Source organism: Nonomuraea sp. NPDC050556, from assembly GCF_044457355.1.
Taxonomy (GTDB): domain Bacteria; phylum Actinomycetota; class Actinomycetes; order Streptosporangiales; family Streptosporangiaceae; genus Nonomuraea.
The window spans coordinates 877,487-901,572 of sequence record NZ_JBITGU010000002.1 but is presented as its reverse complement, the minus strand read 5'-3'; the positions used below and the strand labels follow the sequence as shown (position 1 = coordinate 901,572).

Sequence of the window (24,086 nt, the reverse complement as noted above, 5' to 3'; positions counted from 1 at the left end):
GCGACGTGGGCCGAAGGGGTGTGGCCCGAGGTGTGGCCCGAGGGGGTGTGATCCGGGAGGGCGTGACCCGGAGTGGCGCGGTCTCCGGGGGCGTGGTCTGCGGCGGTGTGGCCTGGGGTGTCGCGGTTTTCGGGGGCGTGGTGGGTGGGGAGGCGGTCTGAAGGGGCGTGGTTCGTGTGGAGGGGGTCTGAGGGGGCGCGGTTCGTGTGGAGGGGGTCTGAGGGGGCGTGGTTCGTGGGGAGGTGGGCTGCGGCCGTGTGGTCCGTGGGGAGGTGGTGTGAGGTGTCGTGGGTTGCGGGGAGGTGGGTGGGGAGGCTGGCGAGTTCTACCAGCCAGGCGGCCTCGCCCGTGCGTCGAGCCACCTCCAGCGCCAGCGACGTCTTCCCCACCCCGCCAGGCCCCGTGAGTGTCACCAGGCGGGACGTAGCCAGCAGCGCCCCCACCTCGGTCACCGCTGTGGATCGGCCGATGAGTGGGCTCAGCGCCGCGGGCACGTTGCCCGCAGGGCGTGAGGCGGACAGGGCGGGGTCCTGGCGGAGCATCGCCTCGTGGAGAGAGGCCAGGTCCGGTGAGGGGTCGGCGCCCAGTTCGTCGGCCAGCCGTACGCGGAGGTCCTGAAAAGAGGCCAGCGCCTCGGCCTGGCGTCCGGCCCGGTAGAGGGCGCGCATATGTGCGGCGCGCAGCCGTTCGCGCAACGGATGCGCCACCACCAACGCCCCAAGCTCGCCCAGGTCAGGGTGGACTGCCGCGTGTTGTTCGATCGCCGCCAGCCGCTCCTCCTCCAACCGGGCCACGAAAGCCTGCGCGAAGCCGGCGTCGGCGAAGTCGGCCAGCGCGGGGCCACGCCACAACGCCAGCCCCTCCCCGGCACGCCCGGCGGACACGAGCGCGCGGAAGCGCCCCACGTCCACCGCGGAAGCGGGCACGTCGAGCAGGTAGCCGGGCGCCCGGTGCACGACCAGCTCGGGCGCGCCCAGAGCCCTCCTGAGCTGCGACACCCTCGCCTGCAACGTGCCCAGCGGGTTGCGCGGCAGCCGCGAGCCCCACAGGTCGTCGACGAGCCGGTCGGCGGGCACCACCCGGCCCACGTCGACCAGCAGCGCCGCCAGCAGCGCCCGGACCTTGAGGTCGGGCACGGTGACGGCGCGGCCGTCGTCCGTCCAGACGGCCAGCGGACCAAGAACCCCGAAACGCACTAGCCGAGGAAGGCCAGGATCCGCTCCTTGAGCAGGGTGGCCGCCTTCTCGTCGTAGGCGGCCAGGCTGCTGTCGGAGAACAGGTGCGCGTCGCCCGGATAGAGGAACAGCTCCGCGTCGGGAGCGCTCGCGACCAGCGCGCGGGCCGCGTCGATGTCGCCCTCGCCGACGAAGTAGGGGTCGGCGTCCATCGCGTGGATCTGCACAGGCACCGAGGCGGGCCACGACTCGCTGAACTCGGACACCGGCACGCACCCGCTGATCAGCAGCGCCTTCGACGCCCCCGGCCGGGTCTGCGCCAGCAGTTGCGCGGGCACGGCCCCGAGCGAGAACCCCACGTAGACCAGGCCGTCGGGCAGCCCCTCGGCGGAGAGGCGGCCGCGCTCCATGATCGTGCCGAACCCCACCTCGCCGGCGTGCCGTACCCCGTCGTTGAGGTCTTCGAAGGTCCGCCCCTCGTAGAGGTCGGGCACGTGGACGGTGTGACCGGCGGCCCTGAGCTCGTCGGCGAACTCGTGGACGCCGGGCGTCAGCCCATGGGCGTGGTGGAAAAGGAGCACGTCAGCCATGCGGCCAAGTATGGCGTGCGGGTCCGACAGTTCCCGTAGCCGACCCGAAGGGTTCCCGAAGCGCCCTCGGACAAGGTCGAACCATGACGAACGTGACAGTGATCGGCCTCGGCGCCATGGGCAGGAAAATGGCGGACGTTTACATCGAGCGCGGCTACGACGTGTCGGTATGGAACCGTACGCCGGAAAGGGCGGCAGGGCTGAAGGCGAAGCTGCTCGACAGCCCCGCGCAGGCGGGCGATCTGGTGATCATCAGCCAGGTCGACTACCAGGCCATGTACGACAGCTTCGGCGAGGCGGACCTGACCGGAAAGACCCTGGTCAACCTCAGCTCCGACACTCCAGAACGGCTGCGCGAGGCGGCGCGGTGGGTGGCGGACAGGGGTGGGCGGCTGGTGACGGGCGGCATCATGGTCCCGCCGCCCGGAATCGGCACCCCCGTGTCCTATGTCTTCTACAGCGGCGCCCCGGTGGAGGAGCACAGGGAGGCGCTCAGCGTGCTCGGCGACGTCCAGTACGTCGGCGAGGACCCGGGGCTCGCGATGCTCTATTACCAGTCGATGCTCTACATCTTCTGGTCGACGCTGACCAGCTTCATGCACGCCTCGGCGCTGATGGGCAGCGCGGAAAGGCTCCTGCCGTACGCCGGGGCGATGGTCAGGGGGCTGGCCGAGGACGGGCCCATGGCGTTCCTGCCCATCCTCGCCAAGTCCATCGAAGCCGGGATCTACCCAGGTGAGGAGAACAACCTGCACATGCAGGCCGTGGGCATGGAGCACATCGTCGAGGCCAGCCGCGACGCCGGCCTGGACACGACCGTTCCCGAGGCCCTGAAGGACCTCTTCCACCAGGCCGTACGGCTCGGCCACGGCGGTGACGGCCTGGCCAGCGTCGTCGAGGCGATCAAGGCCGGATCGCGGAGAGGTTGACCATCGCCCGGTGGTCGCGATGGAGCCGCGAGCACCGGCTGCGAGACGTTCATACCTGAAGAAAGGGGTCAGAAGTTGGAGATCACCGCCGTGAAGACCTGGTCGATGAGGTCGGGGCGGGAGGAGTCGTAGTTGGCGCCGTTGGTGGCCTCGGCGATCTGGCGCAGGATGCCCTGGTCGGCCTCGCCCGCGTAGCCGATCGTGAACAGCCGCACCTCGCTGTCCCCGCCGGACTCCAGCTTCGGCAGCAGGTTCTCCAGCGACAGCCCGCCGTTCTTCTCGTTCTTGCCGTCGGTGAGGAAGACCACCGCGTTGATCGCGTCGGGGTCGAGCTGGGCGCGCATCTTCTCGACGGCCGCCGCCATGGAGTCGTACAGGCCGGTCCCGCCCTGCGGCACCAGATCGTTGATCTGCTTCTTCAGCTGGACCCGGGTGTCGGAGATCGGCCCCACCCCCACCAGTTCCCGGTAGTCCAGGGGACCGTTCTGCCTGGTGGAGAACGCCCAGAGGCCGACCTTGTCATCGCCTCTGAACTGAGGCAGCGCGTTGATCGCCGCCTTCTTGGCCAGCTCCAGCCGTGTCTGCCCGGTGCCCTCTGCCTCCTCCTCCATGGAGCCGGACTTGTCGATCACCATCAGCACGTTGGCTCGCTTGCGCAACGTCGACCAGCTGTTCAGCACCTTGTCCAGCACGGTCGGCGTGGGCAGGCTCAGTTCGGTGATCTTGGCGTCGGGGAGCACGCCGTACTCCTGCTTGTGCAGGGGGCCCGGCTTGCCGTCGAAGGTGCGGTAGCCGTACGACTGGAAAAGCTCCTGGGCGGGCGCTGAATGGAGATATTTCAGGAAGTCGTCGGAGACGGCTTTCTTGGCCGGGTCCATCCAGGTCAGCGGGACGAACGGGTGGTCGGAGTAGAGGGTGCCCTCTTTGGGGTAGATCGCGGCGAGCGGGGTCTTCGGCGGCGCGTGCTTGTTCAGCGTCGCCGGGTCGCCCGACGGGTTGCCCCTGTTGTAGTCGGTGACCGAGTTCTCCTCCAGCGTCACCGCCGAGATGTACTTCATGGCCGCGCCCCTGTCGTCGGCGCGCTGCAGGTTGGCCAGGAAGGTCATCGTGATGTCGCCGTAGTGGACGATCGAGTCCTCGACGTTCTTGACGAAGGCGCGGGTCTTGGCGTCCTCGATGTCCCTCGCGGTGAGGTCGGAGGTGGTGCCGGTGGCGGCGAAGTAGGTGCCGATCGTGGCGTTGAGCCCGCTGGTGGAGAAGTTGGGGTTCGTCTTGCCCAGCTTGAACGCGCCCCACTCCTGGTGACCGTACCGCGCCCAGCCCTTGGGGTCGGCGGCCAGCTTGGCCAGGTCGCTCCAGCCGATCGCCTTGGCCGGCCAGCCGAGCGCCTCGGCCATCGGCTTGGGCATCGCGATCGTCAGCGCCGACTTCATCAGCGGGACCGGGTCGCCGTCCACGACGGGCACGGTGCCGTCGGCCGTGGAGGCCTGCCTGCGCAGCAGGGTCACCCAGACGGATCCGGCGGGCGCCCACACGTCGGGGCGCTCGCCGTCGGTGTCCTTCCAGCCGCGGGCGAGGGCGCGCATGACCGTCCCCGAGTTGGCGGCGGTGACGACCACCTCGGCGCACTTCCCACCGACCGTCCGCCCGCTGTAGTCCCTGGCGGCCTGCTTGAGCAGGCCGACCTTGTCCTGGGAGGAGGCCATGCGGATCCGTACGGCTTCGCCGGAGCACTTGGACGCCTCGACGCCCGGACCACCGGTGTCGCGCGAGGTGTACCAGCGCAGCCCCGCGATGAGGGCGGCCGCTACGACGATGGCGAGCACGAACGGCAAAATACGACGCCGTGGGCGCCTAGGGGGATAAGCCACCTGGTGATCGTAGGAATGACCGCTTGACTGCGTCTAGAGAGATCCTTGATGGAGTAGGTCGATCAGCGTCGCGTGTACCTGCTCGATCGGGCGCTCGGGATGGAGCGCGCGGCGCTCGATGGCGACCGTGAGGACCATGCCGAAGATCGCGGTGGCCGCAGTATCGATGTCCAGATTTTTCCGGATCTGGCCGTCGGCTACCGCCTCCTTCAGGACTCCGGCGTAGACCCCGAGGGCCTGCTCGCGCAGCCGCGCCACCGCCTCCTGCCACGCCGTACGCCACATCTCCGCCAGCAGCACCCGGGCGAAGGCCCCGTACTCCTCGAAGAAGCGCAGCTGCCCGAGCACCACCGCGTCGAGCCGGTCCAGCGCCGTGTCGCCCACGGCGGCCGCGGACAGCGCCTCGGTCAGCTTGCCGATGCTGTGCTCCAGCAGGGCGGCGAACAGCGCCTCCTTGGACCCGAAGTTGTAGAACACCGTGCCCTTGGCCACCCCCGCCCGCTCGGCGATCGCGTCGACGGTGGTGGCCGCGTAGCCCTGCTCCGCGATCAGCTCGATCGCCGAAGCGAAGACCTTGAGCCGGGTCTCTGGGCGACTCACAGCGCCAGCTCGGGGTGGAGGCGTTTGAGCGACCAGGTGCGGCCGCGGTTCACCGCGAGGGTGGTGAGCGCCAGGCCGAGGGCGAGGAAGGCGGTGAGCACGCCGCAAGCCTGCCACACCACGGTCATGTCGCCGCCGCTGATCAGCCTGCGCAACGCCGACACCACCCAGCTCATCGGCAGCCACGGCGAGATCGTCTGGAAGAACCCTGGCGAGGTCTCGATCGGATACGTCCCGGCGGCCGAGGTGAGCTGCAACATCAGCAGCGCCAGCGCCGCCACCCGCCCAGGCGCCCCGAGCAGCGCGTTCACCGCCTGGACCAGCGCCAGGAACGCCGCCGTCGCCAGCACCAGCACCAGAGCCATCCCCGCCCAGTGGGCCGCCTCCAGCCCGAGGCCGAACCGCAGCACCGCCAGCAGCACCCCGACCTGGGCGACACCGAGCGCGAACGCGGGCCACCACCCGGCCAGCGCGATCCGCGGCGCGGCCGAGGTCCCGGCCAGCAGGCGCGGGTTGAGCGGGCGCAGCACCATGTAGGCGATCATCGCGCCCACCCACAGCGCCAGCGGCAGGAAGAACGGCGCGAACCCGGTGCCGTAGTTGGGCACCTCGTTGTCCACGGTCTTGGCCAGCCGCACCGGGTCGCTCATCATGTCCGTACGGCTGTCGCGCTCGGTCTTGCCGTACGACGGGATCTTCTCCGCGCCGTCCGACAGCCCGTCGGCCAGCTTCTTCGAGCCGTCGGTGAGCTGGTCCATGCCCTTGTCCAGGGTGCCCGCGCCGTCGTGCAGCTTGCCCATGCCGGTGTCGAGCTTGGTCGCGCCGTCGCCCAGCCTGACCAGGCCGCCGCCGAGCTGCCCGAGCCCGTCGGTCACCTTGGCCGAGCCGTCGGCCAGCTTGGTCACGCCAGCGCTGAGCTCGCCGGTGGCCGCCGACGCCTTGCCCAGGCCGTTCGAGACCTTCGCCGAGCCTGAGGCGAGCTTGGCGAGGGCGTCGTCGAGCTGGTTGTACTGCTGGCGCGCGCCGTCGACGGTCTCGCCGACGGTCGGCGCCACCTCGGCCACCCGGTTGGCGATCCTGGACACCTCGCGGGCCCGCTCCGGCAGGTCGCCGACGTCCTGGCCCTCGGCGGCCAGCCGGTCGGCCGCGTCGGCGATGGCGGCCGCCGCGTCGCCGAGCTGCCCTCCCCACTCGTTGAGCTGCGGCACGTACCTGTCCGCCGCGGTGTTGATCCGGTCGGACTGGGTGTGCACCCGGTCGTAGAGCTGCTGGTTGCCGTCGGCGACCTTGCTCGCGCCGTCCTGGAGCTTGACGAGCGCGCCGTCCAGCTTCGCCGTACCGCGCTCCGCCTTCTCGAGCGCCGTGGTGACCTGCTGCGAGCCGGTCGCGAGCTTGGCCGCCGCGTCGTTGGCGGAGCCGAGCCCGGCGGACAGCTGGCCGGTGGCCTTCGCCGTCTGGCCGAGCCCGTCGTTGAGCGTGGCGATGCCCTTGTCGGCCTTCGCCGTGCCGTCGTGGAGCTTGCCCGCGCCGTCGGCCGCTTCAGCGGTCTTCTCGTGGATGTCGCCGATGGAGACGAAGACCTGGTCGAGGTAGTCGCGGACGGCGGTGTGCGCGGCCGCGTCCTTGACCTCGGTGAACACCGCGTCGGAGATCGTCCCCATGATGTAGGAGCGTCCTGTGTCGACGCGGACGCCGAGCTGGGCCGGGGTCGGCGTGCCGTCCTCGCCGGGCGAGGCGAGGCGCTCGCTGAAGTCGGCGGGGATGGTGAGCGACACGTAATAGCTGCCGTCCGCGACGCCGTCGGCCGCCTCGCGCGCGGTGGTCTCGCGCCAGCCGAAGACCTCGCGGTCCTTCAGCTCCTCGGCCAGGTCCTGGCCCGCGTGCAGCTCGCCGGACGGCCGGTCCTCCATGACCAGCGCGACAGGGATGCGGTCGAGGTGCCCCTGCGGGTCCCAGAACGACCAGAGGTAGAGGCCCGCGTACAGCAGGGGGAGCACGATCACCGCTGCCAGCGCCAGCCGGGTCAGCCTGGACCTGAGCATCGCCTTCATGCCGCCAGCTCCACGATCACGTCGGCCGGGCCGACCGGGTGCACGCAGGAGGCGACCACGGTGGTGTCCAGGTTCCTGAGCAGCCCCCACACGGCCGCCTGGCGCTCCACCGGCAGCCCGGCGTCCACGTTGTCGGCCACGATGACCTGCGGGTGGTCCAGGAGCGCGAGCGCGAGGCCCAGCCGTACCTGCTGCTCGCGGTCGAGGTCGGCCACCCGGGTGTGCGCGTCCACCGTCAGCCCCGTCCTTTTCAGGACTTCCTGGTACGGCTTGCGCCGCCGCTCGTGCAGGTGCTCCCTGACGGTCAGCGCGCGGTCGAAGTCGGTCACCCCGTCGACCAGCGCCAGCGCGGCCACCCTGCGGATCGCGCCCGGCCTGGTGTGCCCGCCCACGGCGAGCGTGCCTGAAGTGGGCTTCATACGGCCCGCGAGGGTGAGCAGCACGCTGGTGCGCCCGCTGCCGGTGGGCCCGGCGACGGCGACGAGCGCACCGGTCTCGGCCGTCAGGGAGACGTCCGCGTAGACGCCCCGCACCGACAGCCCATCAGCGACGATCACGACAACTCCTCTTTTGTACTGACCAGTCAGTTCAAAAGAGTACTCCTGTTATTTCAGTCGGGCGCCCAGTACTTCGTCATGAACCGGTCGAGATCGGCCACGACGGGCGTCCAACTAGCCGTGAGGTTGTAGCGGCTTGCCCGGTGGCCCTTGTAGGAGAGCGTGTACCTGAGGAAGTCGGCGCCCTGCGGCGGCGTCTCGGAGTGCCCGATGCGCAGGCGCTTGAGATGGGCGCGCAGTTTGCGCATCTCGCCCCTGGTCGCGCACTTGTCGATCGTCGGCCCGGTGCGGCGGCTCAGCCTGAGGCAGCCGTTCGTGTAGACGATCACGCGATCCTCGAACCCGGCGAAACCGCCCTGCTTGCGGTAGTCGACAAGGATCTTCTTCTGTACGGCTGCCGCCGCCTGGGCGGGCTGCGCGGTTGCTGCTCCTAAGGACAGGAGGAGTACCGGGAGAAGTACGACTCGCCAGATCTTCATATCCCTAAGACGTGCGAGACCCGCTTCGCGGACGGCTCGTGACTGATATACGATTTTGGTCATGAGTCAGGAACGGGCCGATCGCATCCTCGACGTCGCCAAGGACCTCCTGCTGCGCTGGGGATACCGGCGGGTGACGGTCGACGAGGTCGCCAAGCGGGCAGGCGTCGGCAAGGGCACGGTGTACCTGCACTGGCGCTCGCGGGAGCAGATGTTCCTCGCCGTCGGCGCGCGCGAGGCGGTCGAGATGTTCGGCGCGGTGGTGTCCGCGATGCGCGCCGATCCCGCCGAGGTCATGCTGCACCGGTACATGCGCCGTTTCTTCGTGGAGGCGATGCGGCGGCCGGTGCTCCGCGCGCTCTTCACCAGGGACGAGGACACGCTGGGCGACTTCCTCGCGAGCTCGGCGCGCCAGCCGCTGGACGCGGCCAAGCTGTCCGCCTCGCACGAGTACCTGGGCGTGCTCGCGGCGCACGGGCTGCTCCGTGAGGGGGTGCGGCCCGAGGACCTCGACTACTCGCTGCCCGCGATCGTGTTCGGCTTCTTCGCCATCGATCCGTTCGTGGCGCCGCTCGCGCTGGAGGCGAAGGCGGACCACCTGGCCGACACCCTGCGCAGGACCTTCGAACCGGCGTCCGCGCCCGACGCTGCGGCGTGCGCGCCGCAGGTGATCGAGATCTTCGAGCGGCTCGGCGGCTCGTTCGCCGGCGTCGCCTACAACGGAGGGAAATGACATGAACGGTCTGCACCACGTCGGTCATCTCGTGCACGACATGGGCGAGGCGATCAAGCTGTATCGGGAGCTCGGGTTCACCGTCTCGCCGCCCGCCTACCCCGTCATTCCCGGCGTCGAGCCCTTCGGAGTGGCGAACGCGCACATATATCTGGACGGGGGATTCATCGAGCTGGTCGCGCTGGTCGACGAGCGCCTGCCGTCCGATGCCCGGCCGATCCCGCTGCACGTGCCTGAGGAGCGGCGGGCGGGGCTGGTGGAGGCCGTCCGCGCCACGGCGGCGCAGGTCGCCGGGCGTCTGGAGCTTTTCGAGGGCCTGCACATCCTGATGTTCGACACCTCGGACCTCGACGCCACCGCGGCGCGGCTGGACGGCCACGGCGGGGTGCACGCCGTTCAGAGGGAGGGTGAGCTCGTCAGGTATTTCGAGTTCCTCGGCCTGCCCGAGGGGCGGGTCGGGTTCGCTGAGACGCCGTCGGTGGTGCGAGTCGCGGACCACGCGAACAGCGCTCGCAGGCTCGTCTCGTGCGAGCTGCGCGTGCCTGACGTCGGCGGTTTCGCCGAGCGCTATGCCCTGTACGACGGACCGGTTCGCGTGGTGGGCGGCGCTGAGGAGCCCGCGTTCAGCTCCTACACCGTCGAGGTCCGGTCAGGGCCGGAACGACGCGCCGACGTGCTCGGCGCGTCGATCGTCTTCCAGCCCTAGACGCCGAGGGCGGACGGGAGGCCCAGTTCCTGGAGGAACAGGGCTTCCGTGGTCGCCACGCGGCGGAGCTCCTCGAGGTTGACGCGCTCGTTCGGCGCGTGGATCGCCGCGTCCTCGTCCTCGGCGCCGAACAGCAGGATCTCGGCCAGCGGGAACTGCTTCAGCAGCGTGTTCACCAGCGGGATCGAGCCGCCCGCTCCCACGTCGCGCGGGGCGCGGCCGAAGGCGCGCTCCATGGCGCGGTTCAGCGCCGCGCGGGCCTTGCCGCCCGAGTCGGCCTGGAAGCCGGAGCCCAGCGTCACGTCGCCGAACGCCACCTGCACGCCCCAGGGCGCGACCTGGCGCAGGAAGTCGGTCACCGCGTCGATCGTGGTCTTCGGGTCGCCGGCCGGAGGCACGCGTACGGTCACCCGCGCCCGCGCCACGGGCTGCACCGCGTTGATCGCCCCGGAGACCGTCGGCACGTCGAGCCCGGTGACGGTGATCGCGTACGAGGCCCAGAGGCGGTCGGCCATCGAGCCTGACCCGACCAGCGAGACGCCGTCGAGGACGCCCGCCGTACCCCTGAAGTCCTCCTCGGACGGCCCGGCGCCCAGGAACGCGCCACGGGGGAGGCCGGGGACGCGGATGTCGCCGTTGTCGTCGTGCAGCGAGGTCAGCATGCGCATGAGCGCCGCCAGCGCGTCGGGCGCCGCACCGCCGAAGGAACCGCTGTGCACGGCCTCCTTCAGCGAGCGCACCTCGATGGTGAAGGCGGCCATGCCGCGCAGCGACGTGGTGACCGACGGGTCGCCGACGCGTGGGTTGCCGGTGTCGGCGACGACGATGGCGTCGGCGCGCACGAGCTCCGCGTTCTGCTCGACGAACGCTTCGAGGCGCTCCCCTGCGTACTCCTCCTGGCCCTCGATGAGGACCTTGACGCCGACGGGGAACTGTCCATGGAAGGCGCGGAGTGCCAGGACGTGGGAGATGATGCCCGACTTGTCGTCCGCGACGCCCCTGCCGTACAGCTGGCCGTCGATCAGGGTCGGCTCGAACGGGGGAGTGCGCCACGCGGCCGGGTCACCGGCGGGCTGCACGTCGTAGTGCGCGTAAAGGAGCACGGTGGGTGCGCCGGGCGGTGCGGGGGCCTCGCCGTACACGGCTGGGAAGCTGCCCGCGACGGGGATCTGCTGGACGTGCGGCAGACCGGCGGAGCGCAGCAGCTCCTCGGTCACGGCCGCCGCTGCCAGCACCGGCTCCTCGGGGTGTCCGGGGAAGGCCACGGACGGGATGGAGGCGAGCCGCTTCAGTTCCTCGATGGCCTGAGGCATCGCCGCGGCTACAGCGCTCTCAATCTGGTCAGGAGTCACGGCAGTCCCTCGGTAGTTCTCGGCTTGTATCTCTCATTGGATCACAGAAGGTTCCACAGGGTGGAAACAGGGGTGACACCCGCGTCAATCTACCTGCGGATTTCGTGGCTGTTACATAGTCGTTCTGCGGATCTCGGTTTTCTTGCATAGTGATGCCACGTTTTCACTTGGCAATCTGCAGGTCGACAGGCACACTGTGGGGAGTTCAGACACGAGGGAAGATAACCATGACGCAGCCGGAAAACGACGTCCTCAAGGCCGCGCAAGACAACCTGTGGTTGCACTTCACCCGGCACAGCGGCTATCAGGCCGGTGCTGAGATCCCGACGATCGTCCGCGGTGAGGGCTCCTACATCTACGACATCCACGGCAAGCGCTACCTCGACGGCCTGGCCGGGCTCTTCGTCGTCCAGGTCGGACACGGCCGGGACGAGCTGGCCCAGGCGGCCGCCAAGCAGGCGCAGGAGCTCGCCTTCTTCCCCCTGTGGTCCTACGCGCACCCGAAGGCGGCCGAGCTCGCGCACCGCCTGGCGCAGGAGACCCCTGGAGAGCTGAACCGGGTCTTCTTCACGACGGGTGGCGGCGAGGCCGTCGAGACGGCGTGGAAGCTGGCCAAGCAGTTCTACAAGATCACCGGCAAGCCGCTCAAGCACAAGGTGATCAGCCGCCAGATCGCCTACCACGGCACTCCGCAGGGCGCTCTGTCGATCACCGGCATCCCGGCGTTCAAGCAGATGTTCGAGCCGCTCGTCCCCGGCTCCGTCCGCGTGCCCAACACGAACCACTACCGCGCCGACGAGATCACCGGCGTGCCGGGGATGACGCCGGAGCAGTACGGCTACTGGGCGGCCGAGCGGGTGGCCCGCGCGATCGAGATGGAGGGCCCGGACACCGTGGCCGCCGTCTTCGTCGAGCCGGTGCAGAACGCCGGTGGCTGCTTCCCGCCGCCGCCCGGCTACTTCAAGCGGCTGCGGGAGATCTGCGACGAGTACGACGTGCTGCTCGTCTCGGACGAGGTCATCTGCGCCTTCGGCCGCCTGGGCACGATGTTCGGCGGGCAGAAGTTCGACTACGTGCCCGACATCATCACCTGCGCCAAGGGTCTGACCAGCGGTTACTCGCCGATCGGGGCGATGATCGCGCACGAGCGCCTCTTCGAGCCGTTCAAGAACGGCGCCGAGATGTTCGCGCACGGCTACACCTTCGGCGGGCACCCGGTCTCCGCCGCTGTCGCGCTGGCGAACCTGGACATCTTCGAGCGCGAAGACATCCTCGGCCACGTCACCCGCAACGAGCCCGCCTTCCGCTCGACGCTGGAGAAGCTCAAGGACCTGCCGATCGTCGGCGACGTCCGCGGCTCCGGCTACTTCTGGGGCATCGAGCTCGTCAAGGACCAGAGCACCAAGGAGACGTTCTCGGCGGAGGAGTCCGAGCGGCTCATCCGCGGCTACCTCTCCAACGCCCTCTACGAGAACGGCCTCTACTGCCGCGCCGACGACCGCGGCGACCCCGTCATCCAGCTCGCCCCGCCGCTCATCGCCGGGCAGCGGGAGTTCGACGAGATCGAATCAATCATCAGGAATGTCCTCGTCGAGGGCATGAAGCTCCTCTAGAAAGGCACAAGCAGATGAAGATCGGCGTTCCCGCCGAGGTCAAGAACCACGAGTACCGTGTCGCCGCGACCCCCGCCGGCGTGCACGAGCTGGTTCGTCACGGCCACGACGTCTCCGTCCAGCGGGGCGCCGGTCTCGGTTCGCACATCACGGACGAGGAATACCTCGCCGCCGGCGCGAAGATCCTCGACACCGCCGACGCCGTCTGGGGCGAGTCCGAGCTGGTGCTCAAGGTCAAGGAGCCCATCGCTTCCGAGTACCACCGGATGCGGTCCGACCTGGTGCTCTTCACCTACCTGCACCTCGCGGCCGGCCCCGAGTGCGCGGACGCGCTGCTGTCGTCAGGGACGACGGGCATCGCGTACGAGACCGTGCAGGTCGGCAACACGCTGCCGCTGCTCGCCCCGATGTCCGAGGTGGCGGGCCGCCTGGCACCTCAGGTCGGCGCCTACAACCTCATGCGCTTCAATGGCGGGCGCGGCGTGCTGCCCGGCGGCGTCCCCGGCGTGGCCCCGGCGCGCATCGTCGTCATCGGCGGCGGCGTGTCCGGTCTCAACGCGGCGCAGATCGCGGTCGGCATGGGCGCGGACGTCACCGTGCTCGACACCAACGTCGACCGGCTGCGCTTCATCGACGCGATCTACCAGGGGCGGCTCAAGACCCTGGTGTCCACGTCGTACGCGATCGAGCAGGAGGTGCTGCAGGCGGACCTGGTCATCGGCGCCGTGCTGATCCCGGGCGCCAAGGCGCCGACGCTGGTCTCCAACGACCTGGTGTCGCGGATGAAGCCGGGCTCCGTGCTGGTGGACATCGCGATCGACCAGGGCGGGTGCTTCGAGGACTCGCGGCCCACCACGCACGCCGACCCGACGTACCAGGTGCACAACTCGGTGTTCTACTGCGTGGCGAACATGCCCGGGTCGGTGGCCAACACCTCCACCTACGCGCTGACCAACGCGACGCTGCCTTACGCGGTGAAGCTGGCTGGGCTGGGGTGGAAGGAGGCGCTGCGCGCGGACGCGGGTCTGGCTCCCGGGCTCAACACGCACGCGGGGCAGCTCACCAACGCTCCGGTCGCCGAGGCTCTTGGCCTGCCGTACACCCCGGTCGCCGACATTCTGGCCGCCTGACGGTCATCGAGCCCTGGGCCCTTCTGGGATCCCAGGGCTCGCTGTTTTTGTGGGGTACGGCGGAGCCTGTCACCCCCCGACCGGATCCTCCGGTGTCTGGCCCGTGATCTCGTCCGGGGTGAGTTGCTCCCGTGCCGTCGTCACCGACCAGCGGTGACCGAAGGGGTCCTTCAGCACGCCGTACCGCTCTCCCCAGAACATCTCCTGCACCGGCATCTCCACCTCCGCCCCCGCCGCGACCGCCCGTGCCGCGACCCCGTCCGGGTCGCCCACCTCCAGCAGGATCATCACCGGGCTGCCCCCCAACGTCGGCGGCGCCAGCGCCCCGAGCCCCGGCGTCTCCTCGCTCACCAGCAGCCGCCCGTCACCCACCTGCAGCTCGACGAAGAGGATCACCCCGTTGGGCAGCGTGTTGCGAAACACCTCGACCGCGCCGAACGCCCGCCGGTAGAAGTCCACGGCCCCCTCGGCGTTCAGCACGAACAGGTGCGGGCTCAGCCCCTGCGGTCGCAGCGATGTCATGGGATCAGTCCTGCCTCTCGTGCCGCCGCCACCATCCTCGCCTGAAGCGCGGCCTCCGTCTTGACGGCACGCTCGCCTTCCTCGGTCAGCCGGTAGTAGCGGCGCCGCGCGTCGTGGGGCGCGTCAGGGTCGCCGTCGTCGGTCTCCTCCACCAGCCCGTCGGCGAGCAGCCTGCTGATGGTCCTGTAGAGGGTGCCGGGGCCGAGCTTGACGGCACCGTCGCTGACCTGCTCGACGAAGCGCATCACCGCGTAACCGTGTGCCGGGCCGGTGGCGAGCGCGAGCAGCACCTGGAAACCCGCTGCCGTGATCACATTGACACCTTAGCACCGGAGTGGTTATATCCATGTTGGATGTATCCAGATCGGAGGACTGTCATGGACATCGGCATCAGTCAGGTCTCGATCTACGTCGAGGACCAGGACGCGGCGGTGCGTTTCTGGACGGAGAAGCTGGGCTTCACCGTCACCACCGACCTTCCGTACGGCGAGGACCGGTGGATCGAGCTCCAGGCGCCGGGGGGAGGGGTTGCCCTCAACCTGCACAAGGCTGCGCCGGAGTGGCAGTCGCTGAGCACCGAGAAGCCGAACTACGTGCTTTTCTCGGCGGACGACATCAACAAGACGTACGAGGAACTGGCCGCGAAGGGCGTGGAGTTCCCCCTGAAGCCGGTGAAGGAGCACTGGGGCTGGTCCGCGATCTTCAAGGACCCCGAGGGCCACCTCTTCCACCTCAGCCAACGCCAGTAGCGCAATCCCCCGAGCCTCAGACCTCGGGTCAGGCATGACGCGCGGGAGATCTGGCGGCCTTGGGGTTCGGCCCGAAGAAGCGGAGCCTGTGGTCGCGAATCCCTTTCCGTGACCCGCATGCCGTTCCCTCACGGGTTGTCGGTGGGGGTGTGTTCAATGTGGGGCATGGAGATCGACGTGGGTCGGCAGGGGCCGTTCTGGGATGTGATGGCGGGGAGGGCGGCACCCCCGCCCGCCGCGGTGACGCTCGGGTGGGAGCTGGTTGCCGTGGATCCCGAGCAAGGGACCATCGAGGTGGCGTTCCAGGCCGGTGAGCACCTGCTCAATCCTGTCGGTGTCATCCAGGGCGGGTTTCTGGCGGCGATGCTGGATGACACCCTTGGGCCTGCGCTTGTGGCGACACTGCCTGACGGGAAGTTCGCGCCGACGCTTGATCTTCACGTGCAGTTCCTCCGGCCCGCCAAGCCCGGACGGTTGGTGGGCCAGGGGCGGGTGGTTCAGCGGGGGAGGGAGGTGGCGTTCCTCGCCGGAGAGCTCACCGGCCCCGACGGGAAGGTCGTGGCGGTGGCGACGGCGACCGCTCGGATCATTGACATGCCCCGTCCCAGCTGACGGGGCGTAAGCGCCTGTCGTGGTCGGTGACTCTGCGGCCTCGTAGAGCACGGGTTTCAGGGGCTGGCGGGTGGCCGAAGGGTGCCACCCTGGAGGCTTCGGGTTCGACATAAGCCCCATGACGGCGATGTGCAGGGATAATCCGGTTCATGGCCATCGATTGGGCGCAGCCGTACGGACCACTGATCGAAACCACCCTCCGCGTCGTCACCTGGAACGTCTGGGGGCAGTTCGGGCCCTATGAGCAACGCTGGAAGGCCATCGGCACGGTCCTTCGCGACGCGGCGCCGGACGTGGTCGCGCTGCAGGAGTCCTGGCCGGACGGGGTCGAGGTCCTCGCGGGGGAGCTCGGGCTCCACCACGCGATCGGCACCGGGGGCGACGGGTGGGAGGGCGGGGCGCCGTGCGCGGTGCTGTCGCGGTGGCCGATCGTACGGCAGGAGCGGCGGGCGCTTGCGCCCATGCACGGCCCGAGCGGCGGTGCTGTCCTTTTCGCGGAGATCGAAGGGGAGCGAGGGGTTCTGCAGCTGTTCAGCGTGATCCTGGGGTCTTTCTGGCCTTACGACAGCGAGATCAGGCAGGACGCGGTGCGTGATCTGGCGGCGTTCGTCGTCGAGGTGGGGAGTGGGCGCGTTCCGGCGGTGATCTGCGGCGACTTCAACGCGCCGCCGGAGAGCGACGAGATCCGCATGCTCACCGGCATGACCCGCCCGGCCGCCGAACGCTTCTTCACCTATGACGCCTGGGCGATGGCGGGGGACGGCGGGCCGGGGACCACATGGTCCCGCCACAACCCGTGGGCCGCTGCGACGCTGTTGCCTGAGCGGCGGTTCGACTATGTGCTGTCCGCCTGGCCGAAACCAGGCGGCGCAGGGCATCCCGTGCATTGCGCGGTCATCGGCGAAGGGGAGACGGAAGGGATCACGCCGTCCGACCACTACGGCGTCCTCGCCGACCTCCGCTACTGACCGGTGTGGTGAAGGCTGCTCAGAAGACCTCGTCGGCCGTGGTGGCCTTACTGGCGCGCACCACCCACTCGATCAACTGCGCTTCGTCGGTGCAGGTGGTGATGCGGTCGCGGATCTCGTCGCTGACGGCGATCTGGCGGGCCTCCAGAACTGCGAAGAGAGTCTTGGCCTCGCCCTCAGCGAGTCCTGCGGCCTTGCCCTCTGCCAGCCCCTCTGCCAGGCCCTCTTCTTTGCCTGCGCCGAAGTGTTTGCGAGCGAAGGGGCTGTAGACCGGCCAGTCCGTCGTGGACATCATCGCCTCCAGGGCAAGTCGGATTGAGTTGCCGCCATGTTGTATCCGTGGCGCCTGCTGCCGGCGAGACGCAAAAGCCGCAGCGCAACGATGGGGCTCGTGCGGATCAACTCGTTGGTGGGATCGTGTTGAGATCCGGGCATGTCACGGTAAGTTAGTGATCGCGACACCGAGTTGTCAGAAGAATTCGAAAGAATTTACTAATCAGCGGACGCCCAATCGAAGGCGAAGGTCGCGGGCGGTGGCGAGGACGTGTTCGACCTCCACCTGGCTGGGCCAAGGCGACGAGCCCGGCCGGAGCAAGGTGGTCCGGACCGAGGACAGGTGTTCGACCGCCGCCGCATGCAGTCCGCTCCGCTCCACCAACCACACCACCACGTCCGCATGGTCGCGCAACGGCCGTGTCAGCAGGTCCCACGTGCCGAGGATCTCCGTGAGGTCGGCCACCGTCAGTGGCACGCCGCCACGTCGTGCCACGGCTGCCGCCGCCAGTTCGGCGCGGGCGTGGAGTTCGGGTTCCGCAAGACGGTCCCACGTGGGTGGGGGCGGGTCGGTGAGCCACTTCTCCGCCTCCGCCGGTCGCCCGGTGGCCGACAGCAGCCCGCCGAGCTCCATCGCCGCCCGGTGGTGCCCCGCGAGCGCCGCCTGCCTGAACCAGTGCTGCCCGCCCTGCAGATCGCCCATCTCCGCGATGAGCAACAACCCGAAGTTGTAGGCAGACTCGGCGTCCCCGCTGGCCGCCGCCCGCCCGAACCAGTGGCTGGCCCCCTGCGAGTCGCTCAGCTCCACACACACGAACCCGGCCATCCGCTGGTCCTCCAGCCGCCCGGCGTTGGCCGCGCGTTCGAACCAGGCTCTGGCCGTACGGAGGTCCCTGCGCGAAAGCGCGATGCCGCCGAGCTGCGAGGACGCGCCCGGGTGCTCGCTCTTGGCGGCCACGCGGTAATACGCCTCCGCGCCCTCCGGGTCGCGGCTCGCCTGGAGGAAGAGGCCGAGGTGGTAGGCGGCGTCGGCGTGGCCTCCGCGCGCGGCGTACTCCCACCACTGGACGGCCTCGTCCTCCTCGCCCGCCGAATATCCGAGGAAGCCCAGGTCGTGCGCCGAGGCCACGTCGCCCTCGGCCGCCGCGCCGCGGTGCCATTCGCGGGCGACGGCGATCTCGCCCGCGTCCTCGCAGATCAGCGCGAGCCGCCGCGCCGCGTGCCGGGAACCGGCTCTGGCCGCTGTCTCGTACCAGCCTCTGGCAGCCGCGAGGTCGCCGCGCTGCTCCAGCAGCAGCGTGGCCAGGTTGAGCGCCGCCTCCGCGTCGCCCGTGCCCGCCGCGAGCTCGTACCAGCGCACGGCCTCTTCGAGGCTGCCGTGCTTCTCGTGCCACACGCCCAGGTTGTAGGCGCTGTCGATGTTGCCGCCCGAGGCGGCCCGCTCCCACCAGTGCCTGGCGGCCGAGCGGTCGCCGCGCTGGGCGTAGAGCTTGCCGAGCCGGTGCGCCGCCTGCGCGTCGCCCGACTGGGCCGCGTTCAGCAGCTCAGGCTCGTCGTCTCCGGTGCGTGGCGCCGGTATGGCCGGTGCCGCCACCCCCTGCTCGCTCTGCCACCACGACATGTGCCCCTCCCGCGACACAGAGTGACATGTAACGGCATGACTGCGGAACGTAATCGCGCACTCCGCCGGGGCACCAGCTCAGGAAAAGCGGATGAACCCGCTGAACATCCCCATCGCGCAGACGTAACGCAGGGAGCCTGGCCGTTGCGGCGGCAGCCGTACGGTGGCCGGAAGGCGGACGTCGCGGCCGTCGATCGTCACGGTCCGCGTGCAACCGTCCTCCGCGACCTTGAAGACGAGCTCCACCGGAACCCCGGCCGGTGCGTTGACGATGCCGGGGCGGTAGCCGTCCCTGGTCGCCCAGATGGTCAGGCGCGAGCTGGTGGAGGCGGCGGCGGGCGCGGCGGGGGAGGGCAGCCAGCCGCCGAGGCTCAGCCCCGACCCGACCGTCCAGAGCCCGGCGGCCAGGGCGACGACCCCGGCGAGCACGGCGAGCCTGGTCTGGGAGACGCGCCGCAGCAGGTAGCCGAGCAGCGCCAGCGCGGGAGCCGTACCGACGACGAACCCCGCCATGACGACTGCGCCGCTCAACGCGGAACCGGTGGAAACCGCCACCATCTCGGTCCCGATCGTGACCCCGCAGGGGATGAGAATCGTGGCCGCGCCCATGAGCGGCGCCCTGCCGGATCCCCTGGAATGCGCACAATGGGGCCGCCGCATCAGGCGGACGGAGTAGGCGATCACCGTGATCCCGGCCGCGACCAGCAGCAGCGCGCGTGCGCCAGGCGGAAGCTGTACGGCGGAGCCGATCGCCCCCAGCAGCGCCCCCGCGAGGGTGTAGGACACGAACCGCCCGGCGAGGAACTGCGCCACCAGCCAGGGATCCCTCGACCCGGCCACCCCGACGAGCAGCCCGCCCTGCACGGCCGTACACGAAGCGGCGCCCGCCACCAGCCCGGCGGCGAGCCCGCTGAGAAACAGAGCCCCTAACTGCACTGGCCGCAGTCCCCTCGATGGAGTCCTTTACGCAAAGTAACCTTGCGTGTCGATCGCGGCCAGTCACAGTTGTTTCACCCAAAGGAACGGTTACGACGCGCCCTTCAGCACCGAGATCCGCTGGAAGTACTCGTCGTCCGACATTTCGCCTCGTGCGTACCGCTCGGCGAGGATCTGCTCGGCCGACGCCGTGGGCGCGGCCGGCGCGGTGGTGGCCTGCTGCCAGGGCGGGCTCCACCGGCCGTTCCTTCGCGCCCGGACCACGAGCGTGATCATGACGATCCAGAACGCGGCCCAGAAGAGCGGGAAGATCGGCCAGAAGCCCCAGTGTGCGACTGCGAGAGTGGTCATTTCTGCCTCCTTGTTGACGTACTCCAAGAGTCGTCCAGAGCGAGGAAACAGAAATCGTCCACCGGGCTCGATCCGCGCTACATCTCAGGGCGTAGTCAGGCAGAACTCGTTGCCCTCCGGGTCGGCCAGCACCACCCAGCCAGGCCGGGTCCCGACCACGGTGGCCCCCAGACCGACCAGCCGCTCGACGTCGTCGTCGCGCAGGTCGAGGTGGAGGCGGTTCTTGACGGCCTTGGGCTCGGGCACGAGCTGGAACCACAACCTCGGCCCCGAGGCGGCCTCGACCAGCACCGTCGGGTCGTCCTCCGGGTCGTCGACCCCGTTGGCGCGCAGCCGCGCGAGCTCCGCCTCGTCGTAGGGGGCGACCGCGTAACCGTCGAGGACCGACGCCCAGAAGCGGGCGAGCGAGGCCGGATGGCGGCAGTCGAACACGATGTCGTGCAACCTGGCCATGGTCACTTCCCTTCCGCGTACTCCCTGAGGATGACGGCCGTCTGCTCGTCGGTCGGCAGGAACGCCTCCAGCTTCACCTCCGACAGCGTCACGTCCACCGCCGTGGCGAAGGTGGTGACCGTGGTCATCAGCCGCAATTCCCCGTACGGCGTGCGCAGGTGCAGCGGTACGGCGAAGCCGAGCCGCCCCGCGTCGGGCTCCAGCGGCGGGATGTACGACTCCAGTTCAGCCCTGAGCGAGGGCTCCACCCGCGGCACGATGTGCATCGCCCACTCGGCGAAGTTGACGATCCGCGGCGCCAGCCCCTCCGGGTGCAGCGCCATCCGGTACACGTTGCTCCCAGGCCCCGTCAGCGACGCGTCCACCCCCTCGGTGAACAGCGAGAACGCCGCGTTGGCCGCGATCAGCCCACCGTGCCGGTCGGCGACGAGCGCCGGGTAGGGCAGGTGCCCGTCCAGGATGTGGTCGATCGCTGCCCGCACCGGCGCGAGCGCGGGGTCCTCCAGCGAGGTCTCCGGGTACGCCGGGGCGAACCCGGCCGCCAGGAGCAGCTCGTTGCGCTCGCGCAGCGGCAGCTCCAGCGACTCGGCGAGCCGTACGACCATGTTCCTGCCCGGCGTCGAGCGTCCGCTCTCGATGAAGCTCAGGTGCCGCTGGGTGGTGCCCGCGCGGAGAGCCAGGTCGAGCTGGCTCATCCGGCGGCGGGCCCTGCGCTCCTTGAGCGCGTGCGAGAAGTCCACCCGACCAGTTCTATCCAGAAAGGGACCTACCTGCGATTCCCCCCAAGGAATCGCCCTCATGCACGGCCGCGTACACGACGTCCCGCACGGCGTTGGCCTCCTGGTCGGACAGCGTACGCAGGTGGTCGCGCAGGACGATGCGCAGCAACACGTTCTTCTGCCCTGGCCGCGCCCCGAGCCGTTCGACCGCGACCGGCGGCAGGTCCTCCACCGGCGTCTCGGACAGGATCCTGACCTCCTCGACCACCGCTGGGGAAGCGGCCCGTACGGCGTCGCCGATCGTCTCGGCGTCGGCCGCCGAGGACACCGCCACCGACAGGTCACGCGAGATCGGCGGATGCTTGGACACCGGCCGGTAAGGCGTGAGATCGAGCATCTGCCGGGCGATGCGCGGGTCGGTGGCGGACAGCAGCCTGATGTCCGGGACGCGCTTACGGAGCATCACGAGCCGGTCCAGGCCCATCCCCATGGCCAGGCCGGTGACCGTACGGGGAAGGCCTGAGCGGTCGAGGACGTGCCTGGCGGCCAGCCCGCACTCGGCGATCTCGATCCACTCCCCGTCGACCAGCACGTCCACCTGGCGCCCAGCCGAGGTGTAGGGGTGGACGGCGGGCGTGGTGCGGTACTCGGCCCCCGGCAGCACCGCCTGGACGACCGCGTCGATCATCAGCACCAGATCGGACGCGTCCAGCTCCCGGACGCGGGAGAGGTGCCAGAGGTCGAGCTGGTGCGGGGTCCCGGTGTGGATCCGGTCGACGGAGTCGCGCCGGTAGACGATGCCGGGGACCAGCAGCAGCACGTCCGACCAGCCGGGCTCCAGCGCCAGCGCGCGCAGCGCGGGCGGGATCGCCGCGCTGGTGTGGCTGCGCAGCATGCACGTCTCGCTGACGTAGCGGGTATATCGGGCGTCGCGGGTGACGGCGTCCGGCGCGTACCCGAGCCGCTCGTAGTTGTCCTCGACCGGCACGATCGGGTGGCTGCGGACCACCCGGGAGTCGACGGGGAGCGCCGCGCGGACCAGGTCGACGACCTGCTGGACGGCGTGGGGACCCTGCGCGGGATCGGTGAGATCGCGGACGCTGAGGGCGTGGGACAGTTCTGCGACGTTCATGAAGAAGGCTCCGATTCAAGGGTGAAGTGGAAGAAGGTTCACCCCCGGCCGGAGCCCGGATCGCTAGGAAAGCAGCGCGGCGCCCCTGGGCCATACCGGCCGGGGGCGGTTAAATCGCTGCGGACAACTCATGATCACCACTATAGCCAACCGGGCTTCACAAGCCCAGACTCGTAGGCGATCACGACGAGCTGCGCCCGATCGCGGGCGTGCAGCTTCATCATCGTGCGGCTCACGTGCGTCTTGGCGGTCGCCGGCGACATGAAGAGCTTGGCCGCGATCTCGTCGTTCGTCATGCCCGCCCCGACCAGCGTGAGCACCTCGCGCTCCCGGTCGGTGAGCTGGTCGAGCCCGTCCACGGCCAGCGGCTCCTTGGCCCGCGAGGCGTACTCGCCGATCAGCCTGCGCGTCACGCTCGGCGACAGCAGCGCCTCACCGGCGGCCACCACCCGCACCGCCTGGATCAGCTCGGCCGGCTCGGTGTCCTTGACCAGGAACCCGCTGGCCCCGCCGCGCAACGCCTCGAAGACGTACTCGTCCAGCTCGAACGTGGTCAGGATGATGATGCGCGGCCCCGGTGGCATCAACCTGGTCGCGGTCAGCCCGTCGGTGCCCGGCATGCGGATGTCCATGAGCACCACGTCGGGCTCCGACGACTGCGCCAGCCGTACGGCCTCGGCCCCGTCTCCTGCCTCGGCCACCACGGTCATGTCGGGCTGCGCGTCGAGCAGTGCCCTGAACCCGGCCCGGACCAGCGCCTGGTCGTCGGCGAGCAGCACCTTGATCATGAACTCTCCTCAAGAGGGATGGGAAGGCGCGCCTCGACCTGGAAACCCTCGGCCAGAGGCCCCGCGACCAGGGTGCCGCCGAGCGCGGAGGCGCGCTCGCGCATCCCGGGGATGCCGTTGCCGCTGCCGGACTCCGACAGCGTGGGCGGTCTGGTGGCGGCGGTGTTGGTGACCTGGATGACGAACTCGCCGTCGCCGAACTCCAGCCGGACGGACACCGACGCGCCCGGCGCGTGCCGGGTGACGTTGGTGAGCGACTCCTGCACGATGCGGTACGCGGCGCGCTCGACCTGCGGCGGCAGCGGGCGCGAGCCGACGCGTTTCAGCGTGACGTCGAGCCCGGAGCGCTCGATGAGGTCGTCCAGCCGGTCGAGCCCGGCCGTGGGGGAGCGTGGCGCGCCCTCGCGCAGCACGTTAAGCACCGAGCGCATCTCGCCGAGCACGTCCTTGGAGGCCGTCTTGATCGTGGCCAGCGCGGTGCGCGCCTGCTCGGGATGCTCGTCGATGAGGTGCAGCGCGGTCGAGGCCTGGACGTGGATGAGCGAGATGTTGTGCGCGAGCACGTCGTGCAGTTCCTGCGCCATCGTCAGGCGCTCCTCGCTGGCCTGCCGCCTGGCCTCCTCCTCGTCCACCCTGGCCCGCTCCGCGCGGCGCAGCGTGACGTTCCTGACCAGCTCGGCCAGCACGAGGACGAGCGCCACCACCGCGGCCACGGACAGGTTGTGCCACCAGCCGCGCGACCCGCCGTAGGTGTCGAGGAAGACCAGCAGGACGGCGGAGACGATCCAGGCGGCCTTGCGCTGGCCGCGCGTCACCAGCGAGAAGATCAGGATGATCGGGCTGATGAAGATCGGCCCGAGGGGATAGCCGCGCCAGACGAACACCGACGTCGCCAGCACCGTGACGATCAGCGCCACCACCGGGAAGCGCCGGTGGACGAGGATCATGAGCGGGCCGACGAGCAGCAGAGCGTAACCGAGATGGTCGAGCCTGATCGAATGGTTCGCCTGCCCCCACTGCGCACCCGTGGACATCACCACCTGGGCAACGGCGGCAACCAGCGCCATATAGGGGTGAAGGATCCATTTCTTGTGCACACCCTCACGCTAGATGACCGCGCCTGACCAGCGCATCATCCCGGCGCGGCAATGGGCCCTACCCCCGGTGGCGTAGTTG

Annotated in this window: 27 protein-coding genes; 8 read left to right on the top strand and 19 right to left on the bottom strand. The window is 69.8% G+C overall.

Translation table 11 applies throughout. The annotated features are described in order from the left end of the window. Both ACIBG8_RS22310 and ACIBG8_RS22305 read right to left on the bottom strand, forming a co-directional pair. Nucleotides 1-1,196: BTAD domain-containing putative transcriptional regulator (locus ACIBG8_RS22310; RefSeq protein WP_397344791.1), on the bottom strand; the 1,196-nt coding region annotated here is incomplete at its 3' end. Continuing rightward, the gene (locus ACIBG8_RS22305) at nt 1,196-1,765 is read right to left on the bottom strand and encodes a dienelactone hydrolase family protein (protein WP_397344790.1); all 570 of its coding nucleotides are present in this window, start codon (nt 1,763-1,765) and stop codon (nt 1,196-1,198) included. The genes ACIBG8_RS22305 and ACIBG8_RS22310, both read right to left, overlap by 1 nt. A gap of 83 nt (nt 1,766-1,848) precedes the next feature. Here ACIBG8_RS22305 and ACIBG8_RS22300 point away from each other — a divergent pair, with 83 nt between their 5' ends. Continuing rightward, nucleotides 1,849-2,694, top strand: a complete 846-nt coding sequence (locus tag ACIBG8_RS22300; protein WP_397344789.1) for an NAD(P)-dependent oxidoreductase — start codon at nt 1,849-1,851, stop codon at nt 2,692-2,694. A 68-nt stretch (nt 2,695-2,762) separates the two neighbouring features. Here the strand turns inward: ACIBG8_RS22300 and ACIBG8_RS22295 are convergent, their stop codons facing one another. From ACIBG8_RS22295 to ACIBG8_RS22275, 5 genes are all read right to left on the bottom strand, one after another. Beyond that, entirely contained in the window at nt 2,763-4,520 is a 1,758-nt protein-coding gene (locus ACIBG8_RS22295; RefSeq protein WP_397344788.1) for a substrate-binding domain-containing protein, read from the bottom strand. A gap of 78 nt (nt 4,521-4,598) precedes the next feature. Continuing rightward, nucleotides 4,599-5,165 (bottom strand): TetR/AcrR family transcriptional regulator, encoded by a 567-nt coding sequence (locus ACIBG8_RS22290; RefSeq protein ID WP_397344787.1) that lies wholly within the window; start codon nt 5,163-5,165, stop codon nt 4,599-4,601. Continuing rightward, nucleotides 5,162-7,216, bottom strand: coding sequence for a YhgE/Pip family protein (locus ACIBG8_RS22285; RefSeq protein ID WP_397344786.1), 2,055 nt, complete (start codon nt 7,214-7,216; stop codon nt 5,162-5,164). Before ACIBG8_RS22285 ends, ACIBG8_RS22290 begins: the two co-directional genes overlap by 4 nt. Further along, on the bottom strand, nt 7,213-7,773 hold the full coding sequence (locus ACIBG8_RS22280; protein ID WP_397344785.1) for an ATP-binding cassette domain-containing protein: 561 nt from the start codon (nt 7,771-7,773) through the stop codon (nt 7,213-7,215). The genes ACIBG8_RS22285 and ACIBG8_RS22280 overlap by 4 nt, the downstream gene beginning before the upstream one ends. Nucleotides 7,774-7,826: 53 nt before the next feature. Continuing rightward, entirely contained in the window at nt 7,827-8,252 is a 426-nt protein-coding gene (locus ACIBG8_RS22275) for a hypothetical protein (protein WP_397344784.1), read from the bottom strand. A gap of 61 nt (nt 8,253-8,313) precedes the next feature. On the opposite strand from ACIBG8_RS22275, the gene ACIBG8_RS22270 reads away from it, so the two are divergent. Beyond that, the gene (locus ACIBG8_RS22270; protein WP_397344783.1) at nt 8,314-8,985 is read left to right on the top strand and encodes a TetR/AcrR family transcriptional regulator; all 672 of its coding nucleotides are present in this window, start codon (nt 8,314-8,316) and stop codon (nt 8,983-8,985) included. A gap of 1 nt (nt 8,986) precedes the next feature. Continuing rightward, a complete protein-coding gene (locus ACIBG8_RS22265; RefSeq protein WP_397344782.1) occupies nt 8,987-9,691 on the top strand; it encodes a VOC family protein in 705 nt (234 codons plus the stop codon). Here the strand turns inward: ACIBG8_RS22265 and ACIBG8_RS22260 are convergent. Continuing rightward, entirely contained in the window at nt 9,688-11,043 is a 1,356-nt protein-coding gene (locus tag ACIBG8_RS22260; protein ID WP_397344781.1) for a M20/M25/M40 family metallo-hydrolase, read from the bottom strand. The genes ACIBG8_RS22265 and ACIBG8_RS22260 overlap by 4 nt on opposite strands. Nucleotides 11,044-11,270: 227 nt before the next feature. On the opposite strand from ACIBG8_RS22260, the gene ACIBG8_RS22255 reads away from it, so the two are divergent. Further along, on the top strand, nt 11,271-12,656 hold the full coding sequence (locus ACIBG8_RS22255; protein ID WP_397344780.1) for an aspartate aminotransferase family protein: 1,386 nt from the start codon (nt 11,271-11,273) through the stop codon (nt 12,654-12,656). A 14-nt stretch (nt 12,657-12,670) separates the two neighbouring features. Next, entirely contained in the window at nt 12,671-13,786 is a 1,116-nt protein-coding gene (ald, locus tag ACIBG8_RS22250; RefSeq protein ID WP_397344779.1) for an alanine dehydrogenase, read from the top strand. 69 nt (nt 13,787-13,855) lie between these two features. Here the strand turns inward: ald and ACIBG8_RS22245 are convergent, their stop codons facing one another. Together ACIBG8_RS22245 and ACIBG8_RS22240 are read right to left on the bottom strand one after the other, a co-directional pair. Then, nucleotides 13,856-14,308, bottom strand: coding sequence for a VOC family protein (locus ACIBG8_RS22245; RefSeq protein WP_397344777.1), 453 nt, complete (start codon nt 14,306-14,308; stop codon nt 13,856-13,858). Continuing rightward, nucleotides 14,305-14,622: a PadR family transcriptional regulator gene (locus ACIBG8_RS22240; RefSeq protein WP_397344776.1), complete on the bottom strand. Its 318-nt coding sequence runs from the start codon at nt 14,620-14,622 to the stop codon at nt 14,305-14,307. The genes ACIBG8_RS22245 and ACIBG8_RS22240 overlap by 4 nt, the downstream gene beginning before the upstream one ends. Before the next feature lie 63 nt (nt 14,623-14,685). Between ACIBG8_RS22240 and ACIBG8_RS22235 the strand changes: the two genes are divergently transcribed. The 3 genes from ACIBG8_RS22235 to ACIBG8_RS22225 all read left to right on the top strand — a co-directional run bounded on the left by ACIBG8_RS22235 (nt 14,686) and on the right by ACIBG8_RS22225 (nt 16,637). Next, nucleotides 14,686-15,057 (top strand): VOC family protein, encoded by a 372-nt coding sequence (locus ACIBG8_RS22235; RefSeq protein WP_397344775.1) that lies wholly within the window; start codon nt 14,686-14,688, stop codon nt 15,055-15,057. 165 nt (nt 15,058-15,222) lie between these two features. Next, a complete protein-coding gene (locus tag ACIBG8_RS22230; RefSeq protein WP_397344774.1) occupies nt 15,223-15,669 on the top strand; it encodes a PaaI family thioesterase in 447 nt (148 codons plus the stop codon). Between the two features lie 149 nt (nt 15,670-15,818). Next, entirely contained in the window at nt 15,819-16,637 is an 819-nt protein-coding gene (locus ACIBG8_RS22225) for an endonuclease/exonuclease/phosphatase family protein (protein ID WP_397344773.1), read from the top strand. Between the two features lie 19 nt (nt 16,638-16,656). On the opposite strand, the gene ACIBG8_RS22220 is transcribed toward ACIBG8_RS22225, so the two are convergent. From ACIBG8_RS22220 to ACIBG8_RS22180, 9 genes are all read right to left on the bottom strand, one after another. Next, the gene (locus tag ACIBG8_RS22220) at nt 16,657-16,932 is read right to left on the bottom strand and encodes a hypothetical protein (RefSeq protein ID WP_397344772.1); all 276 of its coding nucleotides are present in this window, start codon (nt 16,930-16,932) and stop codon (nt 16,657-16,659) included. A 201-nt stretch (nt 16,933-17,133) separates the two neighbouring features. Next, complete coding sequence (locus tag ACIBG8_RS22215; RefSeq protein WP_397344771.1) at nt 17,134-18,531, bottom strand: tetratricopeptide repeat protein; 1,398 nt, start codon at nt 18,529-18,531, stop codon at nt 17,134-17,136. Nucleotides 18,532-18,609: 78 nt separating this feature from the next. After that, nucleotides 18,610-19,467, bottom strand: a complete 858-nt coding sequence (locus tag ACIBG8_RS22210) for a sulfite exporter TauE/SafE family protein (RefSeq protein WP_397344770.1) — start codon at nt 19,465-19,467, stop codon at nt 18,610-18,612. Between the two features lie 90 nt (nt 19,468-19,557). After that, a complete protein-coding gene (locus tag ACIBG8_RS22205; protein ID WP_397344769.1) occupies nt 19,558-19,818 on the bottom strand; it encodes an SHOCT domain-containing protein in 261 nt (86 codons plus the stop codon). 84 nt (nt 19,819-19,902) lie between these two features. Beyond that, complete coding sequence (locus tag ACIBG8_RS22200) at nt 19,903-20,271, bottom strand: VOC family protein (protein WP_397344768.1); 369 nt, start codon at nt 20,269-20,271, stop codon at nt 19,903-19,905. A gap of 2 nt (nt 20,272-20,273) precedes the next feature. After that, on the bottom strand, nt 20,274-21,011 hold the full coding sequence (locus tag ACIBG8_RS22195) for a helix-turn-helix domain-containing protein (RefSeq protein WP_397344767.1): 738 nt from the start codon (nt 21,009-21,011) through the stop codon (nt 20,274-20,276). A 10-nt stretch (nt 21,012-21,021) separates the two neighbouring features. Then, the gene (locus ACIBG8_RS22190; RefSeq protein ID WP_397344766.1) at nt 21,022-22,122 is read right to left on the bottom strand and encodes a hypothetical protein; all 1,101 of its coding nucleotides are present in this window, start codon (nt 22,120-22,122) and stop codon (nt 21,022-21,024) included. A gap of 140 nt (nt 22,123-22,262) precedes the next feature. Continuing rightward, a complete protein-coding gene (locus ACIBG8_RS22185) occupies nt 22,263-22,910 on the bottom strand; it encodes a response regulator (RefSeq protein ID WP_397344765.1) in 648 nt (215 codons plus the stop codon). Then, nucleotides 22,907-24,007, bottom strand: coding sequence for a sensor histidine kinase (locus tag ACIBG8_RS22180; RefSeq protein ID WP_397344764.1), 1,101 nt, complete (start codon nt 24,005-24,007; stop codon nt 22,907-22,909). The genes ACIBG8_RS22185 and ACIBG8_RS22180 overlap by 4 nt, the downstream gene beginning before the upstream one ends. Between the last annotated feature and the right edge of the window lie 79 nt (nt 24,008-24,086).

Coding starts and splice junctions, on each gene's coding strand:
- ACIBG8_RS22305 (WP_397344790.1), bottom strand. CDS start 1,765: ATGGCTGACGTGCTCCTTTTCCACCACGCCCATGGGCTGACGCCCGGC.
- ACIBG8_RS22300 (WP_397344789.1), top strand. CDS start 1,849: ATGACGAACGTGACAGTGATCGGCCTCGGCGCCATGGGCAGGAAAATG.
- ACIBG8_RS22285 (WP_397344786.1), bottom strand. CDS start 7,216: ATGAAGGCGATGCTCAGGTCCAGGCTGACCCGGCTGGCGCTGGCAGCG.
- ACIBG8_RS22275 (WP_397344784.1), bottom strand. CDS start 8,252: ATGAAGATCTGGCGAGTCGTACTTCTCCCGGTACTCCTCCTGTCCTTA.
- ACIBG8_RS22270 (WP_397344783.1), top strand. CDS start 8,314: ATGAGTCAGGAACGGGCCGATCGCATCCTCGACGTCGCCAAGGACCTC.
- ACIBG8_RS22265 (WP_397344782.1), top strand. CDS start 8,987: ATGAACGGTCTGCACCACGTCGGTCATCTCGTGCACGACATGGGCGAG.
- ACIBG8_RS22255 (WP_397344780.1), top strand. CDS start 11,271: ATGACGCAGCCGGAAAACGACGTCCTCAAGGCCGCGCAAGACAACCTG.
- ald (WP_397344779.1), top strand. CDS start 12,671: ATGAAGATCGGCGTTCCCGCCGAGGTCAAGAACCACGAGTACCGTGTC.
- ACIBG8_RS22245 (WP_397344777.1), bottom strand. CDS start 14,308: ATGACATCGCTGCGACCGCAGGGGCTGAGCCCGCACCTGTTCGTGCTG.
- ACIBG8_RS22235 (WP_397344775.1), top strand. CDS start 14,686: ATGGACATCGGCATCAGTCAGGTCTCGATCTACGTCGAGGACCAGGAC.
- ACIBG8_RS22230 (WP_397344774.1), top strand. CDS start 15,223: ATGGAGATCGACGTGGGTCGGCAGGGGCCGTTCTGGGATGTGATGGCG.
- ACIBG8_RS22225 (WP_397344773.1), top strand. CDS start 15,819: ATGGCCATCGATTGGGCGCAGCCGTACGGACCACTGATCGAAACCACC.
- ACIBG8_RS22220 (WP_397344772.1), bottom strand. CDS start 16,932: ATGATGTCCACGACGGACTGGCCGGTCTACAGCCCCTTCGCTCGCAAA.
- ACIBG8_RS22215 (WP_397344771.1), bottom strand. CDS start 18,531: ATGTCGTGGTGGCAGAGCGAGCAGGGGGTGGCGGCACCGGCCATACCG.
- ACIBG8_RS22205 (WP_397344769.1), bottom strand. CDS start 19,818: ATGACCACTCTCGCAGTCGCACACTGGGGCTTCTGGCCGATCTTCCCG.
- ACIBG8_RS22200 (WP_397344768.1), bottom strand. CDS start 20,271: ATGGCCAGGTTGCACGACATCGTGTTCGACTGCCGCCATCCGGCCTCG.
- ACIBG8_RS22190 (WP_397344766.1), bottom strand. CDS start 22,122: ATGAACGTCGCAGAACTGTCCCACGCCCTCAGCGTCCGCGATCTCACC.
- ACIBG8_RS22185 (WP_397344765.1), bottom strand. CDS start 22,910: ATGATCAAGGTGCTGCTCGCCGACGACCAGGCGCTGGTCCGGGCCGGG.